The organism is Anoxybacillus sp. ST4, from assembly GCF_019448545.1.
Taxonomy (GTDB): Bacteria; Bacillota; Bacilli; order Bacillales; family Anoxybacillaceae; genus Anoxybacillus; species Anoxybacillus pushchinoensis.
In genome coordinates this window covers 1-17,098 of record NZ_JAHZOE010000035.1, presented here as the reverse complement: position 1 = coordinate 17,098, position 17,098 = coordinate 1, and the positions used below count along the sequence as shown (strand labels likewise).

Sequence of the window (17,098 nt, the reverse complement as noted above, 5' to 3'; positions counted from 1 at the left end):
AGATTTCGTGTACAATTCACTGTATAGTCCTCCTTGGTCTGATTTTAGGTGTTGACACCCCTGCATCATACCAAGAGGGCTTTTTTCTTTCAAGTCCCCGAAAACCTTTCTAACAGGAATGCTCCTTATAGATATCGTTCTTGCCAAACAAGACGAATTCGAGCCTTCCGTCCATTTGCGCTACTATATGCCAATGTGTTGCCACCAGGTAAAAGCGCGCCGAATTCGCCATCAATCATCGAAAGAATATTATTTTCTGCAGTGTCATATGCTCCGGTTGTGACAATATCTCGTTCCATGCTTTTCGTTGCTAAAAAGCTCTCCGTGTTGATTTCAATTGAAGAGTTAGGTGTTAGAATGCCGTTATATAGCAGATATTTGTCATTGATTGTGATTTTAGGGTTTTGGATTTCCCCATACGCTGCTTGAATCACAACAGAGGGATAAGTTTCTGCCGTTCCGCCGTTTGAAATGTACTGCACACTATTGGAGTCCATTTCAAATAGGATCTCTTGAGCCTCCATTGCATATTTGAATGGATCACAAACGAATTCAATGGTTAATTTACCAAAAGTAAATATTTCTTCAAAATTGGGTGAGGATTTCACTTTCCCCATATAAAAAACATTTGGTTCATCACTAAATACAAGCATTCTTTTTCTATCGGATGATAGCCAAGCACTTATACGGGTTATCGTCTGCATCCTCTCCGATTTTTCATGCGTTTTTAGCAAACAAGACACACTCACAATTCGATCGCCGAAGGGCTGTGGGAAAAGGTATGATCCATGTCGCCCTGGGATTTGTTCATAGTGGTCACGTATTTCAGGTAATACAGATCGTGAAACATGAGAAATGCGTAAGGAAAAATCCTTGCTGCTCTTTCCATCTAAAACAAAATATTTCATAATCGCTCTCCTCGACTCCGCTTACTCATACGCCTTAAATTTTCTAATTCACGGCTAAATCGAATGATATCCCTGTCATTTCGTACAATCATATTTTCAATGACAATTGTCACTCCTTCAGTCTGCCTGTCCTTTGCCATATCACCAACCACATTTGTTTCAATGACATGCTGAATCGCTGCTGGCTTTATGCTTGGTAACGCAATATTTCCGATTTGTTGACCGGCTTTTGCTACTCGTTTCGCCATATTGACTACGCTGTTTTCGGCCAGCTTTGCATCGTCTGTAATACCGATCGCTAAACCTTGTGACAAATATCCACCGTATTCTGCAAACAAACGACTCGGGCTACGAATACCGAAAAAGTCTTTAATTTTATTCGTTAATCCAGAAAGCATAGACCTAACCTTGTCCCATAGCCAATCCGCCATGCTACTCATACCGTTCCATATACCACGAAGTAAGTCTTTACCGATTTCTACAAAGCTACTTGCCCAATTTCTTGCGGTGTTTTTAATTCCCTCCCATATGCTAATTAATGTGTCTCTTACACCACCAAAAATATTAGAAATAGCGCTTCTTAAGCTATTGAACGTGTTTTGTACTGTAGAAGATAAGCTACTCACGATATTACTAATACTCGTTTTGATACCATTCCATACATTCGATAAAAATGACGCGATTGCATTAAAAATAGTCGTTGCCGCTGTTTTTAATCCATCCCAAACGCCAACAACAGTTGTCTTAATTGTGTTCCAAACAGTTGAAAAAATCGTTTTGTATATGTTGAGTACGGTTGTAAAATACACTTTTATCCCTTCAAAAATGGCTGTGGCTGCTGTTTTTAGTCCTTGCCAAACTGTTATGACTACCGTTTTAATACCTTCCCACATGGTCGAAAAAATCGTTTTATAAATATTGGATATCCTTGTAAAATACGTTTTCAGCCCATCCCAAACTACCACAGCTATAGCTTTTATTCCTTCCCATGTTGCGGACAAAAATGCTTTAATTTCATCCCAGTTCTTATACAACACAACACCGACAGCTACTAATCCAGCAATTGCCCCGATCGCAATCCCTACTGGACCAGTAATAACAGCAATTGCGCTTGAAAAAACTCCTGCCATTCCGCCAGCGCTGGCCATCACACTTGCCAATGCTCCAAAACCTTGCATGGCGGTTCCTATAATCGACAATACAATGCCAATGGATGCAACGATCCCGAGCAAAACAGCTGAAATCGCCGCTCCAATTGCAATGAACCGTTGCAAGCCTGCTGGTAAACTATTAAAAGCATTAAATAGACCTTGTAGAGCCTCAGCGACGATACGTATTGCTGGAGCTAGCGCATCACCAATCGAAATTTGTGCGGTTTCAATAGCGCCACCTAGTTCTTCGAGTGCTCCTTTCAAGTTATCCTTCATTTTTTCGGCTGCTTCTTTTGATGCCCCGCTTGAATTTTGGAGGGATTTTGTCAAAGAGTCTAATTTTTGCGGCCCAGCTTCAATTACTGTCAGCATTCCGCTGGCGGCTTCTGTGCCGAAAATAGTAGACAATGCAGCAAGTTTTTGAGCGTTGCTCATATTTTTCGTTTTTTCAGACAGCTGGCCGATAATATCGCCGAAAGGTAGCATTCGCCCTTGTGAGTCAGTTACTTGAATACCCAGTTCTGCGAGTGCCTCTCGCGCCTCTTTTGGTGGGTCAGATAATCGAATGAGAGCTCCACGCAATGTTGTACCAGCCTGCTCGCCACGGATACCATTATTCGCCATAATTTCTGTCGCGGCTGCCAATTCCTCAAGGGAAATTCCCAATGTCTTTGCAATTGGGGCAGCATATTTAAACGTATATTGCATATCTTGTACACCAGCTGCTGAGTCATTTGCGGCTTGTGCAAGAACATCCGCTACCCTCGCGGCCTCTCCCGCTTCAAGACCAAATGCATTGAGTGCTGATGACACTGTATCGGCCACTAAAGCCATATCCTCTCCCGACGCCTCTGCCGCTGCGATAATCCCTGGCATCGCCGCAAGAATTTGATTTGTGTTGTATCCCATTGCCCCCATAATCTCCATACCTTGTGCAACCTCGGTAGCTGACTTAGACGTCGATGAACCGAGATCAAGAGCAGCCTGTTTGAGCTTCTCTAATTCATTCGGCGTTGCCCCTGCAATCGCCCCTACTCGAGACAGTTGCGCCTCAAAATCCATTGATTTTTTGACAGAAACACCTAATGCACCACTTATTGCCGCGCTTGCTACACCGAATGAGGCGGCGATTTGAGCACCTGACGATTGAAGATTATTTCCAACATCCTGCAGGCGTTGGCCGGTTTCGTTCAATTTTGTTTGGAGTTGTCCCCAGGCTGTTGCTTGTTGTTGGATTGTTTGGTTTAATTGCCGTAACTGTGCTTCGGTTTCTTTCATTTCCGCGGTCGCTTTGTTATAAGCGATTAACAGTTCATTCGTTTCCTTCGCATCTGCTCCTTTTGCCTTTACGCTTTCATCATATAGTCGCTTTAATTCCGACACTTTCGTTTTCTGCAATTCCAGTGTTTGAGCTAAGCTATTTGCTTTCGTACGCAACTGTTCAGACGTTGAGCCAAAATTTTCGATCCCAGCTGTTGCAGCGCGAAATTCGGAATCAATAACTTTGAGCTGTTGATCGATTTTTTGTAAACTTTGTGTTACTGCTTGCTCTAATTTGTTAAAACCGTTCGATTGCTTTTCAATCTCTTTATTTGTCTGTTGCAACTGAGCTTCAGTCTTTTTCATCTCTGCAACAGCTTTGTTGTAAGCGATGAGCAATTTCTCGGTTTCAGCTGCGTCTTTTCCTTTCGTTTGCGCACTTTCTTCATATCTGCGCTTTAACTCGGCTACTTTCGCCTCATGTAACTGTAGTTTTTGTGTGAGGGATTCCGCTTTAATTTGCAATCCTTCCAAACTATTTTCAAAATCCTTCACCCCACCGGTAGCCGCTTTAAACTCAGCGTCAACAAGCCTCAGCTTGCGATTGACTGCCTCAATGCTCGTCGTGAAATTCGCGCTATCTAAACCAAGCGACACTCGCAACGTACCCACTTCCGCCATCGTTTCACCACCTTTACAACAACTGCTCAATCATCAGCCGTTCTTTTCGCGTCTCTTTTTCTTCTGCGTAATCCAAAAGTTCAAAATAAAAACCGATGTCCATCTCATCCACGAGATACATCGGTACGCCGTTCTTAATGTGTGTTAAGTAAAACTCTTTCACCGCGTCATACGGGTCCATTTCAGACCCCGTTACACGTTTGGGTCGCTCGTTTTCGCCACCCCAATGACTTTATTCATGCAATCTGAAATCGTTGGAATTAATCGTTCTGCCGCAATGCCATCGTAAAATTCATCGACCGTAAATTGCCCATTAAATAGTTCGACAATAAAAGCAATGATGGAATCCAACGCCTCTACATCAATATTGTTAAAGTCATATTTTTTACGTAGTTCCAATGCGCGACGAAACATACGTGCCTTTACGAACGGAACGGTAAATGTTTTTTCTTGTCCATCGATTAACAATGTAACTTGCATGTTCATTCCTCCATGTTATGAATTTGAAAAAGAGAAAGGGTTTCCCCTTTCCCTTTACGGTGTTGCTGTTTCTTGATATACAGCGCTAAACCAGTTTTGAATGACTGCTGGATCAACACCTTGATCTTTCGTATTGACCGATGCTTTCCAAGCCTCATCGAATTCTCGTTTTACAAATTTCCCTTTTAGCGTCGGTGTCTGAAATTCAACTTTATCTCCTTTTGTTTTGTATTGCTCTTCAGGCAATTCAAATTTCCCTTTATACAGCCACACATATTTCTGTCCCCCGTTCGAAAGAGGAAGAATAAACCCAAGTGCGACATATGGTGCTGTATCGCCGCTTTTTTGAATAACGACGCCATCATCATTAATCGTTGCGCCTAACAAAAATGCCTGCATCTCTGTTGAAATGTCATCCACTCCGATTTCTACTTCAATTTCACCAAGAGACGAAGCAACTTCAGCTGGTCCGTCATCCGCATACAACGTTTCTGTGTTTACCTTCGGGCTAATTTTTGCTTCAATCGCCTTCGCTAATCGCTTCGGCGTATCGTACTGAACCCCGGTGAAATCGTCCTTAATCAACTTAGCGACATATGGATGTTTCAAACCGATTACTGCCATCTTATTCCCTCCTTAACAAACATAAGAAAATCGAATTGCTTTATGGTATGTTTTTGTTTCTTGTTCGAATAAATCCACTTCCGATGTGCGCCGAAATCCTGCTGCTATCATTCTTTCTTTGACTTGTTGCGCTAGATCGGTATAGTCCGTCTTGCTCCAAATGTCAATTTGAAAAAAGTGTGCCGTTTGTTGTTCTTCATCGTCCGCATTCAGCGCTGAAAACTGATTGTATTCAAAAAAGGTGATATACGTCTTTTCTTTTCCCTCATACGTTTGAAACGCGACTGGAACACCGAGAGGTTTTAGTGTGTCGATGATCATCTTGTTTAGGCTCATAACCTCAACTCCCGCCGAATGACATCGGCCATTTCATCTTGCACACGATCAATGTTTTCCTCAAAAGCTGGCTGCAAAAAGGGATGAGGGTCTGCTTTCGGATATTTTCGTCCTTTCTTCGTCCCTGCTTTTCGACCAAATTCGACAAACAGTCCATAAAAACGATCACGATCCGGTCCGATATCGACAGTTCCATCTTCTTTCATATCAGAAATCACAATGTTTTCGGCGAGTTTCCCCGTATCTCGTGGTGCTTTCTGTGAAGCTGCTTGCTGAACCACTTTTGCACCCGCCATAAGCGCTTCTTGTTTGACTTGCTCAGCTTCGTTCCCCAACGTCTCCAACTTCCGTAACAACTCTTGCATTCCCTCTAACTTAAAGCCCATCACATCACTTCCTTTGCCACAATCGTCATCGTGACATTACGCTCATCATCATTAATGACAGACAAAATTTCAAACGTGCGTCCTTTATATTGAATACGCATATCGGGTGTAATCCCAGCTGTGTAGCGCACGACAAAACGAACCGTATTTTCGTTTTGTGTTGTCGCCGCTTCGTAATACTCTCGCCCACGCAACGTTTTGATCGCTGCCCACAAATGATGTCGGTCTTGCCATTCATTTATGATGAATCCATTTTCATTTTGTTCCTCTACTTGCCGCTGGATTGTAATCCGATGTTTAAATTGGTTAGTCAGTCGCCGCGCCATTCGTCATTGCCTCCTGCACAAAAAATGGCGTCAATGCATCAAAGGCTTTACTCATTTCTTCTTCGCTCACCCGATATTCGTAAAAAATAGAAGCAACGATGAGCACTAAATGATCTGCTTCCGTTCCTGTCGCATTTTTTACATACTTTTTCGCTGTTTCTAAATAGAAAGAGAGCATGGTGTCTTCCATGCTCCCGTCAATTCGTAAATGTTCCTTTAACATGTCAACAGAGACTCCCATATCTCTTCACCCGCTTATGCATTTAACTCAAGCTTAAAGACAGATGGCTCAAACGGACCGTAGACAAGCTGACCGTCATTTAAATGCCAAATTTTAAAACCGACATGGTTTGTATCTGCATATTTTTCAATTAATTTCGTCACTTCCATCGTTCCGACAACATCTTGAATGTAGAACGTTGAAAAATCACCAAAATACAAGCGTTGAATGTTTGGTGTATCTGCATCCACAAAATCAGTCACATCAACTGGAAAACCGAGCAAGCGATAGCCGAAGCCACCTTCTAACCCGATATCTGGGCGCAAAAGTGGGAAGCCATCTGCCGTTTTAATCGTTTCGATTGCCGTTAATGCAGCACGATTAATCATCCAACGTGCATTTTTAAGCATGGATGTTGGCAAACTGTTTTTCAGTTGCACAAACTTGTCGTAAATGTCCGTTGCCGTCGGCGTAAAAGCAACTGCCTTGCGAATTAACGCACCTGGGTTGTCTGCACTATTGAAGAAAAACTCCGCTTCTTCACGTACATATGCTTTCTTTAATTCGTCCACAACGATCCGTTCCACATTCATCTCGCTCATTGCAAGAAGCTTCTTTGTCACAAGCACAAGCGCATCCGTTTCCGTTGGATTCAAATAGTACTCATCAAATTCAATATCCGTCTCTGGGATTGGTTGGTTCAATGCACGCTCTGTTTTCACACGGTTTGCTTTCGCTTTTTTAATTAAAATCGGGAAGCCTTGTGTCCCTTTTGTTGGTACAACCTTCCCATATTTTCGTAACAAGTTTTCTTCTTGGGCATAAGCAATAATTTCTTTGGCCAATGACTCTGGAACAAGTACATTGCCGCCGTGCGTCTGAACTCCCATTGCCCGCGCTTCACTTTCACTAATTTGCCCTACAAGATACCGGCAAAAAGCATTGCGTGTTTTCATTTCATTTGTTTTTACTTGGACACGGGAGGAAAGAGATTGATTAATCATATTTGTTAAGCCAGCACGCTGCTCTTGTGTTAAGATGGAGCGCTTTTCTCCCTCACCCCCGTCTTGTTCTTCATCGTCCTCGTTCTCGTCATCTTCTTCTCCTTCACCAGCTCCGTTTTCAGTATTATCGTCTGTCTCATCAAACTCTGCGAGAGCCTCGTTTACCGCATCTAAATCAGCTGTCAATTCATCGACTTCTGCCTGTACTTCTTCCATCGAACGAGTTTCGGAACCTTTTTCTAATAACTCTTTAAGCTGTTTTAATCGTTTTTCCAATTGTGCTTTACGCCGTAATAAATACTTTTTCATCGCTTTAACGCCTCCTCAATTTGTTTAATTAATTTTTGTCTTTCATAATGAAGTTCGCGCTGTTCTGTGAACCGATCGCGGACATATGCTTCTGTATCCTCATAAGCTGGAAGGCTGACAATGCTAATTTCATAAAGCTTTACTTCTTGAATCGTTCGCTGTGCTGGCTCTACGTCCCAGTTCCATGAATCCCGAACGACTTGAAATCCAAATGAGCATTGATTGATATCACCGCGTTGCATAGAAATCATTAAATCTTTTGCCCAACTCGTATCTGGTGGCGTGACACGAAATTTCAACCCTTTCTCATCTTCATCAAGCGTAAGCGTACCGCTTTTCGTCCGCCCTAAAACATAATCCCAATTATGGTTAAAGAGCGCACGGACATCCGCTTTTCCCGTTAATGATTTGGCAAATGCTCCTTTCGCAATCGTTTCTTGAAACATATCACCAATCATCGTCGGAGAATCAAAAATGCTCGCATAGCCTTCAATGACTTGCGAGCTTCCTTCGGTTCCAGCGCGTATTTCAATGTTCGAGAGCGTAAAAATTCGCTTTTCTTTCTCATTCATGGCGTCTCACCTCCTTTAATCACCTTTTTTAACGTCGCCTCCAGATTATCGAGACCGATTAAGTCTTTTGAAATGTATAGTTTTTTCGCTTCTTCTTGCTCTAAACGATCAAATCCAAGCATTTCGCGCGCATCGTTCGGTGTCGCAATGGACGTTCGCACCAAGTTGTAAGCAATGTCCGTTTTCGTTTTCATTGTCACATAATCTAATGGGTTAATCTTGAAGCGAATCCGGCGCCCGCCTTGAGGGAAAAATAACTTTGACAAGTGCTGCTCAAGATTTTTTATAATCGGACGCAGTACAGTCGTATAAAGCATCATCATGAATTGCTCCATATCCGTCTTTTGCAACTCAAGCAAATGTTCCAAGTCCACACCAAAAAATTTGCCTAAGTCTTTTTTGTACACCGAAAGATATTTAAGGATTTTCTCGTCATCCACTGGACTTTGTAACGCTTCAATCTCATATCCTTTGCTAAGTGGAATTAGCTGAATTTTATTCCCTTGTCCAGTCTGTTCTAACTTGTCAAGAATGGCCATAATCATTGCATTTTGTGCTTGGTTATTCGGTGCAATATGCGTATCCAATTTCAGCAAATACGCAAGCAAGCCGCCTTTTCGATACTTGTCTGTTAAACTGTTTTCCGCATTCATGACACCTTCAAGCGTTTGGCGTGCTAAATCTAACAATCCCACACCGTCTAAATGATTTGTCCCAATATTTTTGACGTGAACAATCATTTCCGCAGGGATTTGAACACCACCAACGCTGTAAATTTTGCTTCCGTCCTCTAACAATTCGGAGTAGACACCGTTTAATACGTGCCATTCATCTTCGTTTTTAAAAATGTAGACTTTTCCACGTATTAAAAGCGTGTTGACGATAAGCTTTTTCATTTCAAATTCAGTCAAATATTGATTAGGATTACGCAAAATCCGTAACGTATATGGGTCACTAATGTCGTTTCCTGCCTCGTCCTCAATAAAAAAATCAGTGAGCGCAATTTGGTCACTGATTAGTTTCATCAAATTATAAATGTCGGAGGATTGAAGAATGTTTTCATCAGTCACATAACCACCGTAGTTCCAGTAAAAGTTGTTAAAAACATTGAATTTAGAGCGTTTAAACCACCCAGCAAGTCGCTGCCATAATCCCAATCGTCCTCACCTCCTTCACCGCTTATAAAGCACTTCGATCATTGCCATATACTCTTCTTCACTAACATCTATCATCATGTTCATCGTTTCCTTATGAGCTGTAAGCATGGCCACAAAGCCATCAATTTTATACTGACTTTGCTTTTTAGATGGTGCTTTGAGCCCTTGGGTATTAATAAAAGCAACGACATTTTCGGTACAGTAAATCAATAATGGATTATCGGTTTCAACGCGCCCCTCATACATTAAAATTTCTAAATCATCGAAAGGTGCATTAAGTGTGGAAGGATATTGCCGCACTTCTACGCAATCAAAACCTTCCATTTCTAGCTTTTCAACTAGCTTGACTGCATGCGCTGGGTCATAATTAATTTGTTTAATATCATACATTTGCGATTGTTCCTTAATGTACTCAAACACCATATCGTAATCGATCGTTTTCCCCTCGCACAAAGTCACAAAACCACGCTCCACTAAATGGCGATAAGGGATGTTCTCCATCTTTTCACGAGCTTCTAGCCCTTCCGATGGAATAAAATACATTTGTTTTACTTTCAATTTTGCTTTTCCACTTTCGTCTACAACAGGAAAGTTTAAGCTCACACACGTTAAGTCGGTTGTTTTCGATAAATCCAAACCGACCACGCACGTCATGCCCGTTAAATCGCCTAAGTCATTGACTAAGCATCTTTCAACAATATCTCTTTCAAAATAAGTACCACTAGAACGAACGAAAATGTTTAAATGCTTTGCTAAAAACTCGTCTTTTCGTTCCGCTGACACTTGCGCCTCTTTAAACTGATTCATCAAATAATCTTTTTTCACCGAAATACCGTAGTTTGGATTCACTTTCGCCCAAACTGTAGGATCATCCCATCGATCGCCCTTGTCTGGCTCATAAATGAGTACAAACCAAGAATCATCTTCAATTTCACCAGTCAAAATTTTTTTGCAGTAATCATAAATCTGCAAACCGACAGACGTTGTACCTTTGCCAGCTGTCGAAACGATCATCATTAACGGCTGTCGTCTTGCCCCCATGCCAGATTTTAAGACATCGTACATATCCGCATTTCCTTGCGCATGCACCTCGTCTAAGAGGACAAAATGAGGGTTTTTTCCATCTAGTCCTTTTGTATCCCGCGATAATGGTTGTAACGTATTTTTAAACTTCTTGCCATTGACCGTAAAGGAATAGACAATAGCATTCACTCCGCCTTTTGGACCCTTATAAATTTGTGTACGTTGATTCAAATCCGGGCTATTTTCAATAGTGATAGCTATTTTCTTTGCGGATATGTTTGCTTGCTCTTTATCGACCGCAGCTGTAAAACATTCTGCGCCAAGCTCTCCATCTGCATAAAGAGCATAAGTTGCAGCACCGGCCGCAATGGTTGTCTTTTCATTTTTTCGAGGCACCTGGATATAGCTTGTTCGAATTACTCGTACCTCTTTACCTTTGTCATCTTTCTTTTTCCAGCCATAAATGTTAGTGAAAGCGAACTTTTGCCAATCTTTCAATTCATAATGCTGACCCGCAACTTCGCCTTCTGCATAAATACAGAACGTTTCCATAAAATCCATTGCCTTGTTCGCTGCGTCTAAATCCAGCCAAATATCTTTACGTTTTTTCCAGCGCTCATAACGCTCTACTGCTTTTAGCACTGTTTTGGGATATTTTTTCTTGTTCCTCTTTACCTTTTTTACAAACAGATCCGCGTAATTTACACCACGTTCAATCATGGAGCATCAATCCCATTTATTCGCAAATGCTTGAAAAGCATCTGTTGTGGCGTTTGCCACTTCTCCAGTAATCTGTTTTTGTGTTTTTGGTGTCAACCCTAACTGTTCCAACAGCTTGCTCATTTTCGTATTCCAATCGGCCGTTTGCTGAGCAAGTGGATGCTTCATTTCATTTGTCGCACCAGCCTTATTCGTGTGCGATTTTGTTGCTGGAAATCCTTCCTCTTGCCACTTTTCATACACTTGTGAATAAACCATGTAGGCATCTAAATACAATTCCAACAACGGTTCAAGCGACTTGTTGTAAGTGCCATTTTCTTTGAGTAAACCAACAATCCGCTCCCGCTCCTTTTTTCGCTTTTTCGTTAGAGCTGTTTTTTGCTTCTTGTCCATTTTCACACCCCCTTTGAAATTTTCATTTTGGAGCACGTTTGAGGCCGGCCGCGGTCCTAAGCGTCCCTCCTTCTTTCTAAGTGGGTAGGGGGGCTATGACTGAAAATATAATCGCTCTTCCCACTTCCGACTTCCTTCTTCAACTTTCTTATGGCACGATTCACAAAGCAAAATGAGATTGTTAGGATCGAGTTTAAGGGAAGGATTTTCACTTATCGGCACAATATGATGGATGTGCGCCTGCCTACCAAACACAAATCGTCCACATTCTTTGCAGCAACCTCCATCACGTTCGTAAATATATTCACGCATTCGCTGCCACTCCGGCGACCGGTAGAACGGCTTGTTTTTCGACTGATGCTTTCGCTTTGGCTTATGTTCATCGCAATACAAACCACGATCAATGCGACGATTACAGCCGTTATAGTTGCAATACCGCATCATTTATCAGCTACTTTGTTTTTAGTCGTTGTTTTGTTTTGTGCCGGTTTCTTCTCTGCCACCTCGTCTTTTCGCTCCATTACGACTCGCTTTTTTTCTGAATCCCACTTTTGAATATGCGTAGCCGTTTCCCGAATGATTTGCATGTGTATCAACTCCTTTCACAAAATAAAAAAGCACCCCGAAGGATGCGTTAATAATCATCGGCTATAAAATTGACGTAATAAGATACTAACTTACAATTAATTCGTTTAAATACGCTATCAGCACACATAGACCATTTTCTGATACCCAGAATTTTCGTCGTTCTCTTCCATCAAACGTTGCCCACATTTCGTACAATAATTCATGTACTTTTTCTCTATCAACAAAGTCGAAAGGCTGAATATCACCATACTTTGATTCTAGGAAGTCAAAAACCCTCTTTTCACGCAAAGCCATATTAATATCTTCGATAGTTTCTTTTTTTCCTTTATCAACTAAAGAATTAACCGACAGTAAATAAAGACCCAAAGTTCTTCGAGTAACTGAATCCATTTACCTGTCACCTCCTTCCGCCTACTCAATACGACAAAAGGAGGCATATTCCTACATCATTCGTTCGTCAAATATCGACACTATTTCCGTCATTTCCGTCTAATCGCCCCACGCACTCTTTTGTACGTCGGACGATTCACTCCCATCAAATCGATAAGTTCCCAAATTCATTCGACAAAATGAAATTGAAAAAATAAAAACGCCACCCCAATCGGAGTGACGCCCTGCTTCAACATATCCCACGATACCATCATAACACGTCTGGAACAAAATAATCTGTCATCTTTCTGCCAAAAATCTGCCGTTTTTCTGTCACCTTTTATCAACTTATTACTCGTATTTCATATAGCTATGGAGGCTATTCATAACCATGTTTTTGGCGATGCTCTTTTAAAAATATAGGTGACGGTGAATCATGTAGCGGTTTGCGAAAACGCAGGTTAGTCTGAATTCCTTGCCCGACAAAGTCAAAATTGGAATACAAAAGAACCCTGTAATCATCAGATAAAGAAATAAGACCGTTTTCAAAGAGGGCGTCATGAAGCTTGCAAAGTAGTATTGCGTTACCGGGATTCATTCGTTCTTCAGGTGTGGAATCTGCCCATGGCTTAATATGGCTTGCAACTAACAATTGCTTATGCGAAATCTGGCACATAGCACACTGGGATTGATAGTTTTCCAGCAACTTTTTTCGTAATTTATACTGACCTTGACGAGTTTTTAGTACTCGAAACAGATCGCTTCCGTCATGTTCACTCGTAATAATGTTCGGATAGATTTTTTCAATTTGCTCTTCGTTTGCTAAATAAAACTCTTCAAGTTCATTTTCATTTAATTCCTGTAATTTTTCTTTCACTTCTTCCAGTGTAACATGGGGATATCGTGCTTTATCGTTTGGGTTCAAACCATAAAAATGTAACAACGCTCGTGCTTTTTTCTCTTCTAAATGAGTATTAAGTGTTCCTTTACTCAAAAATTCGTAAATGACGTTTACCCGAACACTCATTGGTATCTCTTTAACAAAACGAATATCTTCTCGTCCTAATTTTCTAGCACGAGAGTTCTTTGTCACCTCGATATCTATTCCATATAAATCATAAATATTTTTTGAATTAATGAACTCGCGAAGACTAGAAAAATTATAATTAAGATGACCGTTATTCATAATTTTTTGCAAACCATATATGTAAGCAACCTCGGCTAAATGATCATTGGTAATTTCGTTGCTACTATCAAGCAAATCTAGTACTCGTTTTATCATTCCGCTACGCCATACATTTTTCATAGTTAAATCAGGCATCCCAATAAAATTTTTTAACGTCTCAAAACGGCTATGAATGGTCATATTGCTATTGATGGACTTTGTCCTAACATTTTTGGTATTTCGAATAACATGCTCCCCAATTACAAGATCATATATTCGATTTGTTTTCGTATACGTACAGTACCTAGTTTCGTTTATAGCTCCTTTAGTTATTTCTATGCATCTATCACTTACCGTAATAAATCTCTCTCTGCCTTCACTATCGTATAGACGTAACTTATTTTCCTCAGGATATACATCAGAACTTTTTAAATTTAGCAATTCACTCAAGTTTTCTCCCATAACACCTTCAAATAGCAGTCGAAATATAGCTTTATCTTGATAATTTTTTAATTGTTCCTCAATATCGATTAGATCATCTTCTGATATATATAGTTTTCGTGAAGAATCGATACATCTATTATATTCTTGAACTGTAAATAAACTAACCGGATTTAAATTGGATTGCGTATAAGAATGGGCCATTGCCCAGTCGATATACCGTTTGATCTTAGATGCAAATGAACGAACACCGTTAAGATTAGGCTTCTTTGCTCGTTTTAACAGTTCTTCGATCTGGTGTTTATCAAAGTCTTTCAAATCCTTTCCATACCGAATTTCAAGAAATTTACTACGAATGAAAACATAGCTATATTCCTTTCTCGTACTTTCTTCATATGTAGATAAAAAAGCTTCTTTCAATTCTGGATTATACATATGTTTGTCCTCTCCTCTCTATCCAAAACACATACCCCTATCTATTCTAATTTCTCTATATTTCATTTCCCTAATTACCCATATCTTATATTGTGTGTAATTAGACATTTCGACAAATTCGTTGATATTCCTGCCATCTACACTCATACAAAAATGAATTACACATTCGAAAATTTATGTGTAATTCACAAAAAACAAACAAAAATGCTCACCCATGTTCGTAAGTGAGCAGATTCAAATTTTGAATTTTGTCATGGCTCGATCCATTGAGTCTTGATTGACTCCGATGTACTTAAGCGTGATTTCGGGTGATGAGTGATTAAATATCTCTTGTAGCATGGCCACGTCTTTCGTCTGTTGGTAAAAGTGATAGCCGAATGTTTTACGAAGCGTGTGCGTTCCAATTTCACTTAAGCGAAAGCGTTCAGCCGCTTTGCGCAGGATTTTATAGGCCATGCTGCGACCAATGGGTTTATTACGTCCGTTGCGGCTTTTGATTAAATACTCATCATCATTTTTCCCTACAATATACCGATTCAATTCTCTTTTTAAGGCTGGCGTAATACGAATACGCTTTTGTTTTCCGGTTTTCTTTTCACGGATGTTAATATGGGTTCCCCTTACATCTCCAACTTTCAATTTTAGAATGTCAGAAATTCGTAAACCGGTATTGATACCAAGCAGAAACAACAAATAATTGCGTTCGTTCTGCTCTTTTAAATACTCCTTAATGGCTTGAATCTTTTCTGGATCGCGAATTGGCTGCACGAAGTTCATTTTTTATACACCTCGATTTTAAGCGCAAAAGCAAGTTTGTAAAATGCTCGTGATTTAAGCCGATAATATTTCCGCTCGCTCATCCCAAGTTCATGATACACTTCGTAATCGTAAACATCTTCCTCGGACATATATCGTTGAATAATGATTGCCCTTTCCCATTTGCTTAGTCGATTAACGGTGTTAATAACTCGCCTAATATATTCTTCCCTCTCCCGCTCATAATCCATATTTCGTATTGCAATCTTTTCCGTTGAGGAATGAAATTGATTAGTAACTGCTAAAACGAGAGAGTAGCTCTGCGTGACTTTCGGAAGCTGATCCAATCGTAAAGTAAGCAAATACATACGATATTTTTCTAATGCTGCTTCTACTGCTTTTTTCGTAGCAACACGATCAATTTCAGGAAGCATAAATTCTAACTGCTTTTCCATTGTTCCAGCCCTCCTTATCTCTGCCGAAATGCTCCACCCTTGCCGCGTCTATACACTGGTCGACCAACGCCCATTAATTCCTTAATATCTCGCTCCGTCAGCCGCTCTTTTCCTCGTTTCTTTTTACGCGCTTTTTTGCGCTTGTTTTGGCGTTGCTGAACCTTATTAACTTTCATCCATTTTTTTAATTCTTGCTGGATTGTTCGCATGGTACCTCTCCCTTTCGTTTTTCTGATAAAACAAAAAAGACACCAATCATACAGAAATAGCTTGGCTATTCTGCACAATCAGTGTCCTCACGCTCTCGGTCTTGGACATATTCATTTACCCATATTATACCTTATACAACAGCTTTTTGTAGCAATATTCTAAACGTCTCCCTTCCTTTCGGTGTAACAAGTGTTTGCACGTCAGCTCGTCCGTTTCGTTCCCATTCCTTCAATTCGAACAAGGAAGGGACATATTGGGCGTATGGCTTTAACTTCCCTTTCTGGTCGCGATAAATATATTTCTTTTCAAGCAGCCAATCAATGAAAACTTTTGGTTTCACCTTTAGTTCTTTGGCTGTATCACGGAAGTTAGTGAGCAAACGACGATCAACAAGCGCGTCAAAATAATCAGCTTTCGGCTGCATGATTGCAATTTGTTCGTTTTGCTTTCTTACCGTTTCTAGCGTAGCACGGAATAATAGTTTCGTCTGCTCATCGGCGTGCTTGAGATACGTTTCTACAAATAAATCGTCATTTGCTACATATCCGCCGGTTTTTCGTATGGTTGGAAGGACTTCCTCAGCTACCCAATCGCTGAACCTTTCCGCTTCCGGTTTATTGCTGCGAAAAACTAATTTATAAACACCTGCTTCATTGATTGCAGCCATTTCCTGAGGACCTCCAAGGGTGTCCACCTTCACCGACCCCCTTTGTCGATCGCTTAAACGGCTAATAGCATCCCTATGTTTAGTAATGCCCAGCACTTCACACACATCCTTTGCAACAAACCAGACCTCTCCATCTTTTATAATTGTTCTTACTTGACTTCCGCTGTAAGTAAACACCTTTTGTAATTGATTCATCGAAAATTCCCTCCCCATAAACTAGACCACTATCGGTTCAAGATATAGTGGATTCGTCTTTCTCAAAAATGGGGTAAAATTTACTTACCCCATAATCTATTTATCTCTATCGCATCATCTTCGTAATGTGTAACAAATTAATCTATATACATCCAAATTGACATTTTAACCTCTGATTCACGCAGCACACCCGATGCGGCGTAACACCTCATCTGGGTGCTGTAAGACGTGCTGTTCAAACCGAGTAATCGACTGGGCGATGTCTTT

General features: G+C 40.7%; 22 protein-coding genes. All 22 read right to left on the bottom strand.

All coding sequences use genetic code 11. The features are described 5' to 3' along the window. Window positions 1-125 precede the first annotated feature (125 nt). Window positions 126-908, bottom strand: a complete 783-nt coding sequence (locus K1I44_RS13795) for a distal tail protein Dit (protein ID WP_219986493.1) — start codon at window positions 906-908, stop codon at window positions 126-128. Beyond that, complete coding sequence (locus tag K1I44_RS13790) at window positions 905-4,000, bottom strand: phage tail tape measure protein (protein ID WP_219986492.1); 3,096 nt, start codon at window positions 3,998-4,000, stop codon at window positions 905-907. Before K1I44_RS13790 ends, K1I44_RS13795 begins: the two co-directional genes overlap by 4 nt. Window positions 4,001-4,013: 13 nt before the next feature. Further along, window positions 4,014-4,181 (bottom strand): hypothetical protein, encoded by a 168-nt coding sequence (locus K1I44_RS13785; protein WP_219986491.1) that lies wholly within the window; start codon window positions 4,179-4,181, stop codon window positions 4,014-4,016. A gap of 11 nt (window positions 4,182-4,192) precedes the next feature. Next, complete coding sequence (gene gpG / locus K1I44_RS13780) at window positions 4,193-4,480, bottom strand: phage tail assembly chaperone G (RefSeq protein ID WP_049626311.1); 288 nt, start codon at window positions 4,478-4,480, stop codon at window positions 4,193-4,195. 54 nt (window positions 4,481-4,534) lie between these two features. After that, window positions 4,535-5,104, bottom strand: a complete 570-nt coding sequence (locus K1I44_RS13775; RefSeq protein WP_219986490.1) for a major tail protein — start codon at window positions 5,102-5,104, stop codon at window positions 4,535-4,537. Window positions 5,105-5,116: 12 nt separating this feature from the next. Next, window positions 5,117-5,440 (bottom strand): tail completion protein gp17, encoded by a 324-nt coding sequence (gene gp17 / locus K1I44_RS13770; RefSeq protein ID WP_171334904.1) that lies wholly within the window; start codon window positions 5,438-5,440, stop codon window positions 5,117-5,119. Continuing rightward, window positions 5,437-5,826 carry an HK97-gp10 family putative phage morphogenesis protein gene (locus K1I44_RS13765; protein WP_219986489.1) on the bottom strand — a complete coding sequence of 130 codons (390 nt, stop codon included), beginning with the start codon at window positions 5,824-5,826 and terminating at the stop codon, window positions 5,437-5,439. Before K1I44_RS13765 ends, gp17 begins: the two co-directional genes overlap by 4 nt. Further along, window positions 5,826-6,152 (bottom strand): phage head closure protein, encoded by a 327-nt coding sequence (locus K1I44_RS13760; protein ID WP_064221273.1) that lies wholly within the window; start codon window positions 6,150-6,152, stop codon window positions 5,826-5,828. Before K1I44_RS13760 ends, K1I44_RS13765 begins: the two co-directional genes overlap by 1 nt. Then, window positions 6,133-6,375 (bottom strand): head-tail connector protein, encoded by a 243-nt coding sequence (locus K1I44_RS13755; protein ID WP_255573444.1) that lies wholly within the window; start codon window positions 6,373-6,375, stop codon window positions 6,133-6,135. The genes K1I44_RS13760 and K1I44_RS13755 overlap by 20 nt, the downstream gene beginning before the upstream one ends. A 32-nt stretch (window positions 6,376-6,407) precedes the next feature. Continuing rightward, on the bottom strand, window positions 6,408-7,685 hold the full coding sequence (locus K1I44_RS13750) for a phage major capsid protein (RefSeq protein ID WP_219986487.1): 1,278 nt from the start codon (window positions 7,683-7,685) through the stop codon (window positions 6,408-6,410). Beyond that, a complete protein-coding gene (locus K1I44_RS13745) occupies window positions 7,682-8,257 on the bottom strand; it encodes an HK97 family phage prohead protease (RefSeq protein ID WP_192952951.1) in 576 nt (191 codons plus the stop codon). Before K1I44_RS13745 ends, K1I44_RS13750 begins: the two co-directional genes overlap by 4 nt. After that, window positions 8,254-9,414, bottom strand: coding sequence for a phage portal protein (locus tag K1I44_RS13740; protein WP_255573443.1), 1,161 nt, complete (start codon window positions 9,412-9,414; stop codon window positions 8,254-8,256). The genes K1I44_RS13745 and K1I44_RS13740 overlap by 4 nt, the downstream gene beginning before the upstream one ends. A 15-nt stretch (window positions 9,415-9,429) precedes the next feature. Further along, the gene (locus K1I44_RS13735) at window positions 9,430-11,157 is read right to left on the bottom strand and encodes a terminase large subunit (RefSeq protein WP_219986486.1); all 1,728 of its coding nucleotides are present in this window, start codon (window positions 11,155-11,157) and stop codon (window positions 9,430-9,432) included. Window positions 11,158-11,163: 6 nt separating this feature from the next. Continuing rightward, window positions 11,164-11,550, bottom strand: a complete 387-nt coding sequence (locus tag K1I44_RS13730; protein WP_219986485.1) for a phage terminase small subunit P27 family — start codon at window positions 11,548-11,550, stop codon at window positions 11,164-11,166. 93 nt (window positions 11,551-11,643) lie between these two features. Then, window positions 11,644-11,991, bottom strand: a complete 348-nt coding sequence (locus K1I44_RS13725) for an HNH endonuclease (RefSeq protein ID WP_219986494.1) — start codon at window positions 11,989-11,991, stop codon at window positions 11,644-11,646. Next, window positions 11,991-12,137 carry a hypothetical protein gene (locus K1I44_RS13720; protein WP_219986484.1) on the bottom strand — a complete coding sequence of 49 codons (147 nt, stop codon included), beginning with the start codon at window positions 12,135-12,137 and terminating at the stop codon, window positions 11,991-11,993. The genes K1I44_RS13725 and K1I44_RS13720 overlap by 1 nt, the downstream gene beginning before the upstream one ends. Before the next feature lie 85 nt (window positions 12,138-12,222). Continuing rightward, window positions 12,223-12,528, bottom strand: coding sequence for a hypothetical protein (locus K1I44_RS13715; protein WP_219986483.1), 306 nt, complete (start codon window positions 12,526-12,528; stop codon window positions 12,223-12,225). Between the two features lie 358 nt (window positions 12,529-12,886). Beyond that, a complete protein-coding gene (locus K1I44_RS13710; protein WP_219986482.1) occupies window positions 12,887-14,548 on the bottom strand; it encodes a phage lytic cycle repressor MrpR family protein in 1,662 nt (553 codons plus the stop codon). 234 nt (window positions 14,549-14,782) lie between these two features. Further along, window positions 14,783-15,325: a site-specific integrase gene (locus K1I44_RS13705; RefSeq protein WP_219986481.1), complete on the bottom strand. Its 543-nt coding sequence runs from the start codon at window positions 15,323-15,325 to the stop codon at window positions 14,783-14,785. Next, window positions 15,322-15,759 (bottom strand): ArpU family phage packaging/lysis transcriptional regulator, encoded by a 438-nt coding sequence (locus K1I44_RS13700; RefSeq protein WP_219986480.1) that lies wholly within the window; start codon window positions 15,757-15,759, stop codon window positions 15,322-15,324. Before K1I44_RS13700 ends, K1I44_RS13705 begins: the two co-directional genes overlap by 4 nt. 14 nt (window positions 15,760-15,773) lie before the next feature. Continuing rightward, window positions 15,774-15,968 carry a hypothetical protein gene (locus K1I44_RS13695; protein WP_009362100.1) on the bottom strand — a complete coding sequence of 65 codons (195 nt, stop codon included), beginning with the start codon at window positions 15,966-15,968 and terminating at the stop codon, window positions 15,774-15,776. 131 nt (window positions 15,969-16,099) lie between these two features. After that, window positions 16,100-16,831 carry a BRO family protein gene (locus tag K1I44_RS13690; RefSeq protein ID WP_219986479.1) on the bottom strand — a complete coding sequence of 244 codons (732 nt, stop codon included), beginning with the start codon at window positions 16,829-16,831 and terminating at the stop codon, window positions 16,100-16,102. Between the last annotated feature and the right edge of the window lie 267 nt (window positions 16,832-17,098).

Coding starts and splice junctions, on each gene's coding strand:
- gpG (WP_049626311.1), bottom strand. CDS start 4,480: ATGCAAGTTACATTGTTAATCGATGGACAAGAAAAAACATTTACCGTT.
- K1I44_RS13715 (WP_219986483.1), bottom strand. CDS start 12,528: ATGGATTCAGTTACTCGAAGAACTTTGGGTCTTTATTTACTGTCGGTT.
- K1I44_RS13775 (WP_219986490.1), bottom strand. CDS start 5,104: ATGGCAGTAATCGGTTTGAAACATCCATATGTCGCTAAGTTGATTAAG.
- K1I44_RS13755 (WP_255573444.1), bottom strand. CDS start 6,375: ATGTTAAAGGAACATTTACGAATTGACGGGAGCATGGAAGACACCATG.
- K1I44_RS13795 (WP_219986493.1), bottom strand. CDS start 908: ATGAAATATTTTGTTTTAGATGGAAAGAGCAGCAAGGATTTTTCCTTA.
- K1I44_RS13700 (WP_219986480.1), bottom strand. CDS start 15,759: ATGGAAAAGCAGTTAGAATTTATGCTTCCTGAAATTGATCGTGTTGCT.
- K1I44_RS13690 (WP_219986479.1), bottom strand. CDS start 16,831: ATGAATCAATTACAAAAGGTGTTTACTTACAGCGGAAGTCAAGTAAGA.
- K1I44_RS13790 (WP_219986492.1), bottom strand. CDS start 4,000: ATGGCGGAAGTGGGTACGTTGCGAGTGTCGCTTGGTTTAGATAGCGCG.
- K1I44_RS13695 (WP_009362100.1), bottom strand. CDS start 15,968: ATGCGAACAATCCAGCAAGAATTAAAAAAATGGATGAAAGTTAATAAG.
- K1I44_RS13710 (WP_219986482.1), bottom strand. CDS start 14,548: ATGTATAATCCAGAATTGAAAGAAGCTTTTTTATCTACATATGAAGAA.
- K1I44_RS13730 (WP_219986485.1), bottom strand. CDS start 11,550: ATGGACAAGAAGCAAAAAACAGCTCTAACGAAAAAGCGAAAAAAGGAG.
- K1I44_RS13705 (WP_219986481.1), bottom strand. CDS start 15,325: ATGAACTTCGTGCAGCCAATTCGCGATCCAGAAAAGATTCAAGCCATT.
- K1I44_RS13750 (WP_219986487.1), bottom strand. CDS start 7,685: ATGAAAAAGTATTTATTACGGCGTAAAGCACAATTGGAAAAACGATTA.
- K1I44_RS13720 (WP_219986484.1), bottom strand. CDS start 12,137: ATGCAAATCATTCGGGAAACGGCTACGCATATTCAAAAGTGGGATTCA.
- K1I44_RS13725 (WP_219986494.1), bottom strand. CDS start 11,991: ATGCGGTATTGCAACTATAACGGCTGTAATCGTCGCATTGATCGTGGT.
- K1I44_RS13735 (WP_219986486.1), bottom strand. CDS start 11,157: ATGATTGAACGTGGTGTAAATTACGCGGATCTGTTTGTAAAAAAGGTA.
- K1I44_RS13765 (WP_219986489.1), bottom strand. CDS start 5,826: ATGGGCTTTAAGTTAGAGGGAATGCAAGAGTTGTTACGGAAGTTGGAG.
- K1I44_RS13745 (WP_192952951.1), bottom strand. CDS start 8,257: ATGAATGAGAAAGAAAAGCGAATTTTTACGCTCTCGAACATTGAAATA.
- K1I44_RS13760 (WP_064221273.1), bottom strand. CDS start 6,152: ATGGCGCGGCGACTGACTAACCAATTTAAACATCGGATTACAATCCAG.
- gp17 (WP_171334904.1), bottom strand. CDS start 5,440: ATGAGCCTAAACAAGATGATCATCGACACACTAAAACCTCTCGGTGTT.
- K1I44_RS13785 (WP_219986491.1), bottom strand. CDS start 4,181: ATGGACCCGTATGACGCGGTGAAAGAGTTTTACTTAACACACATTAAG.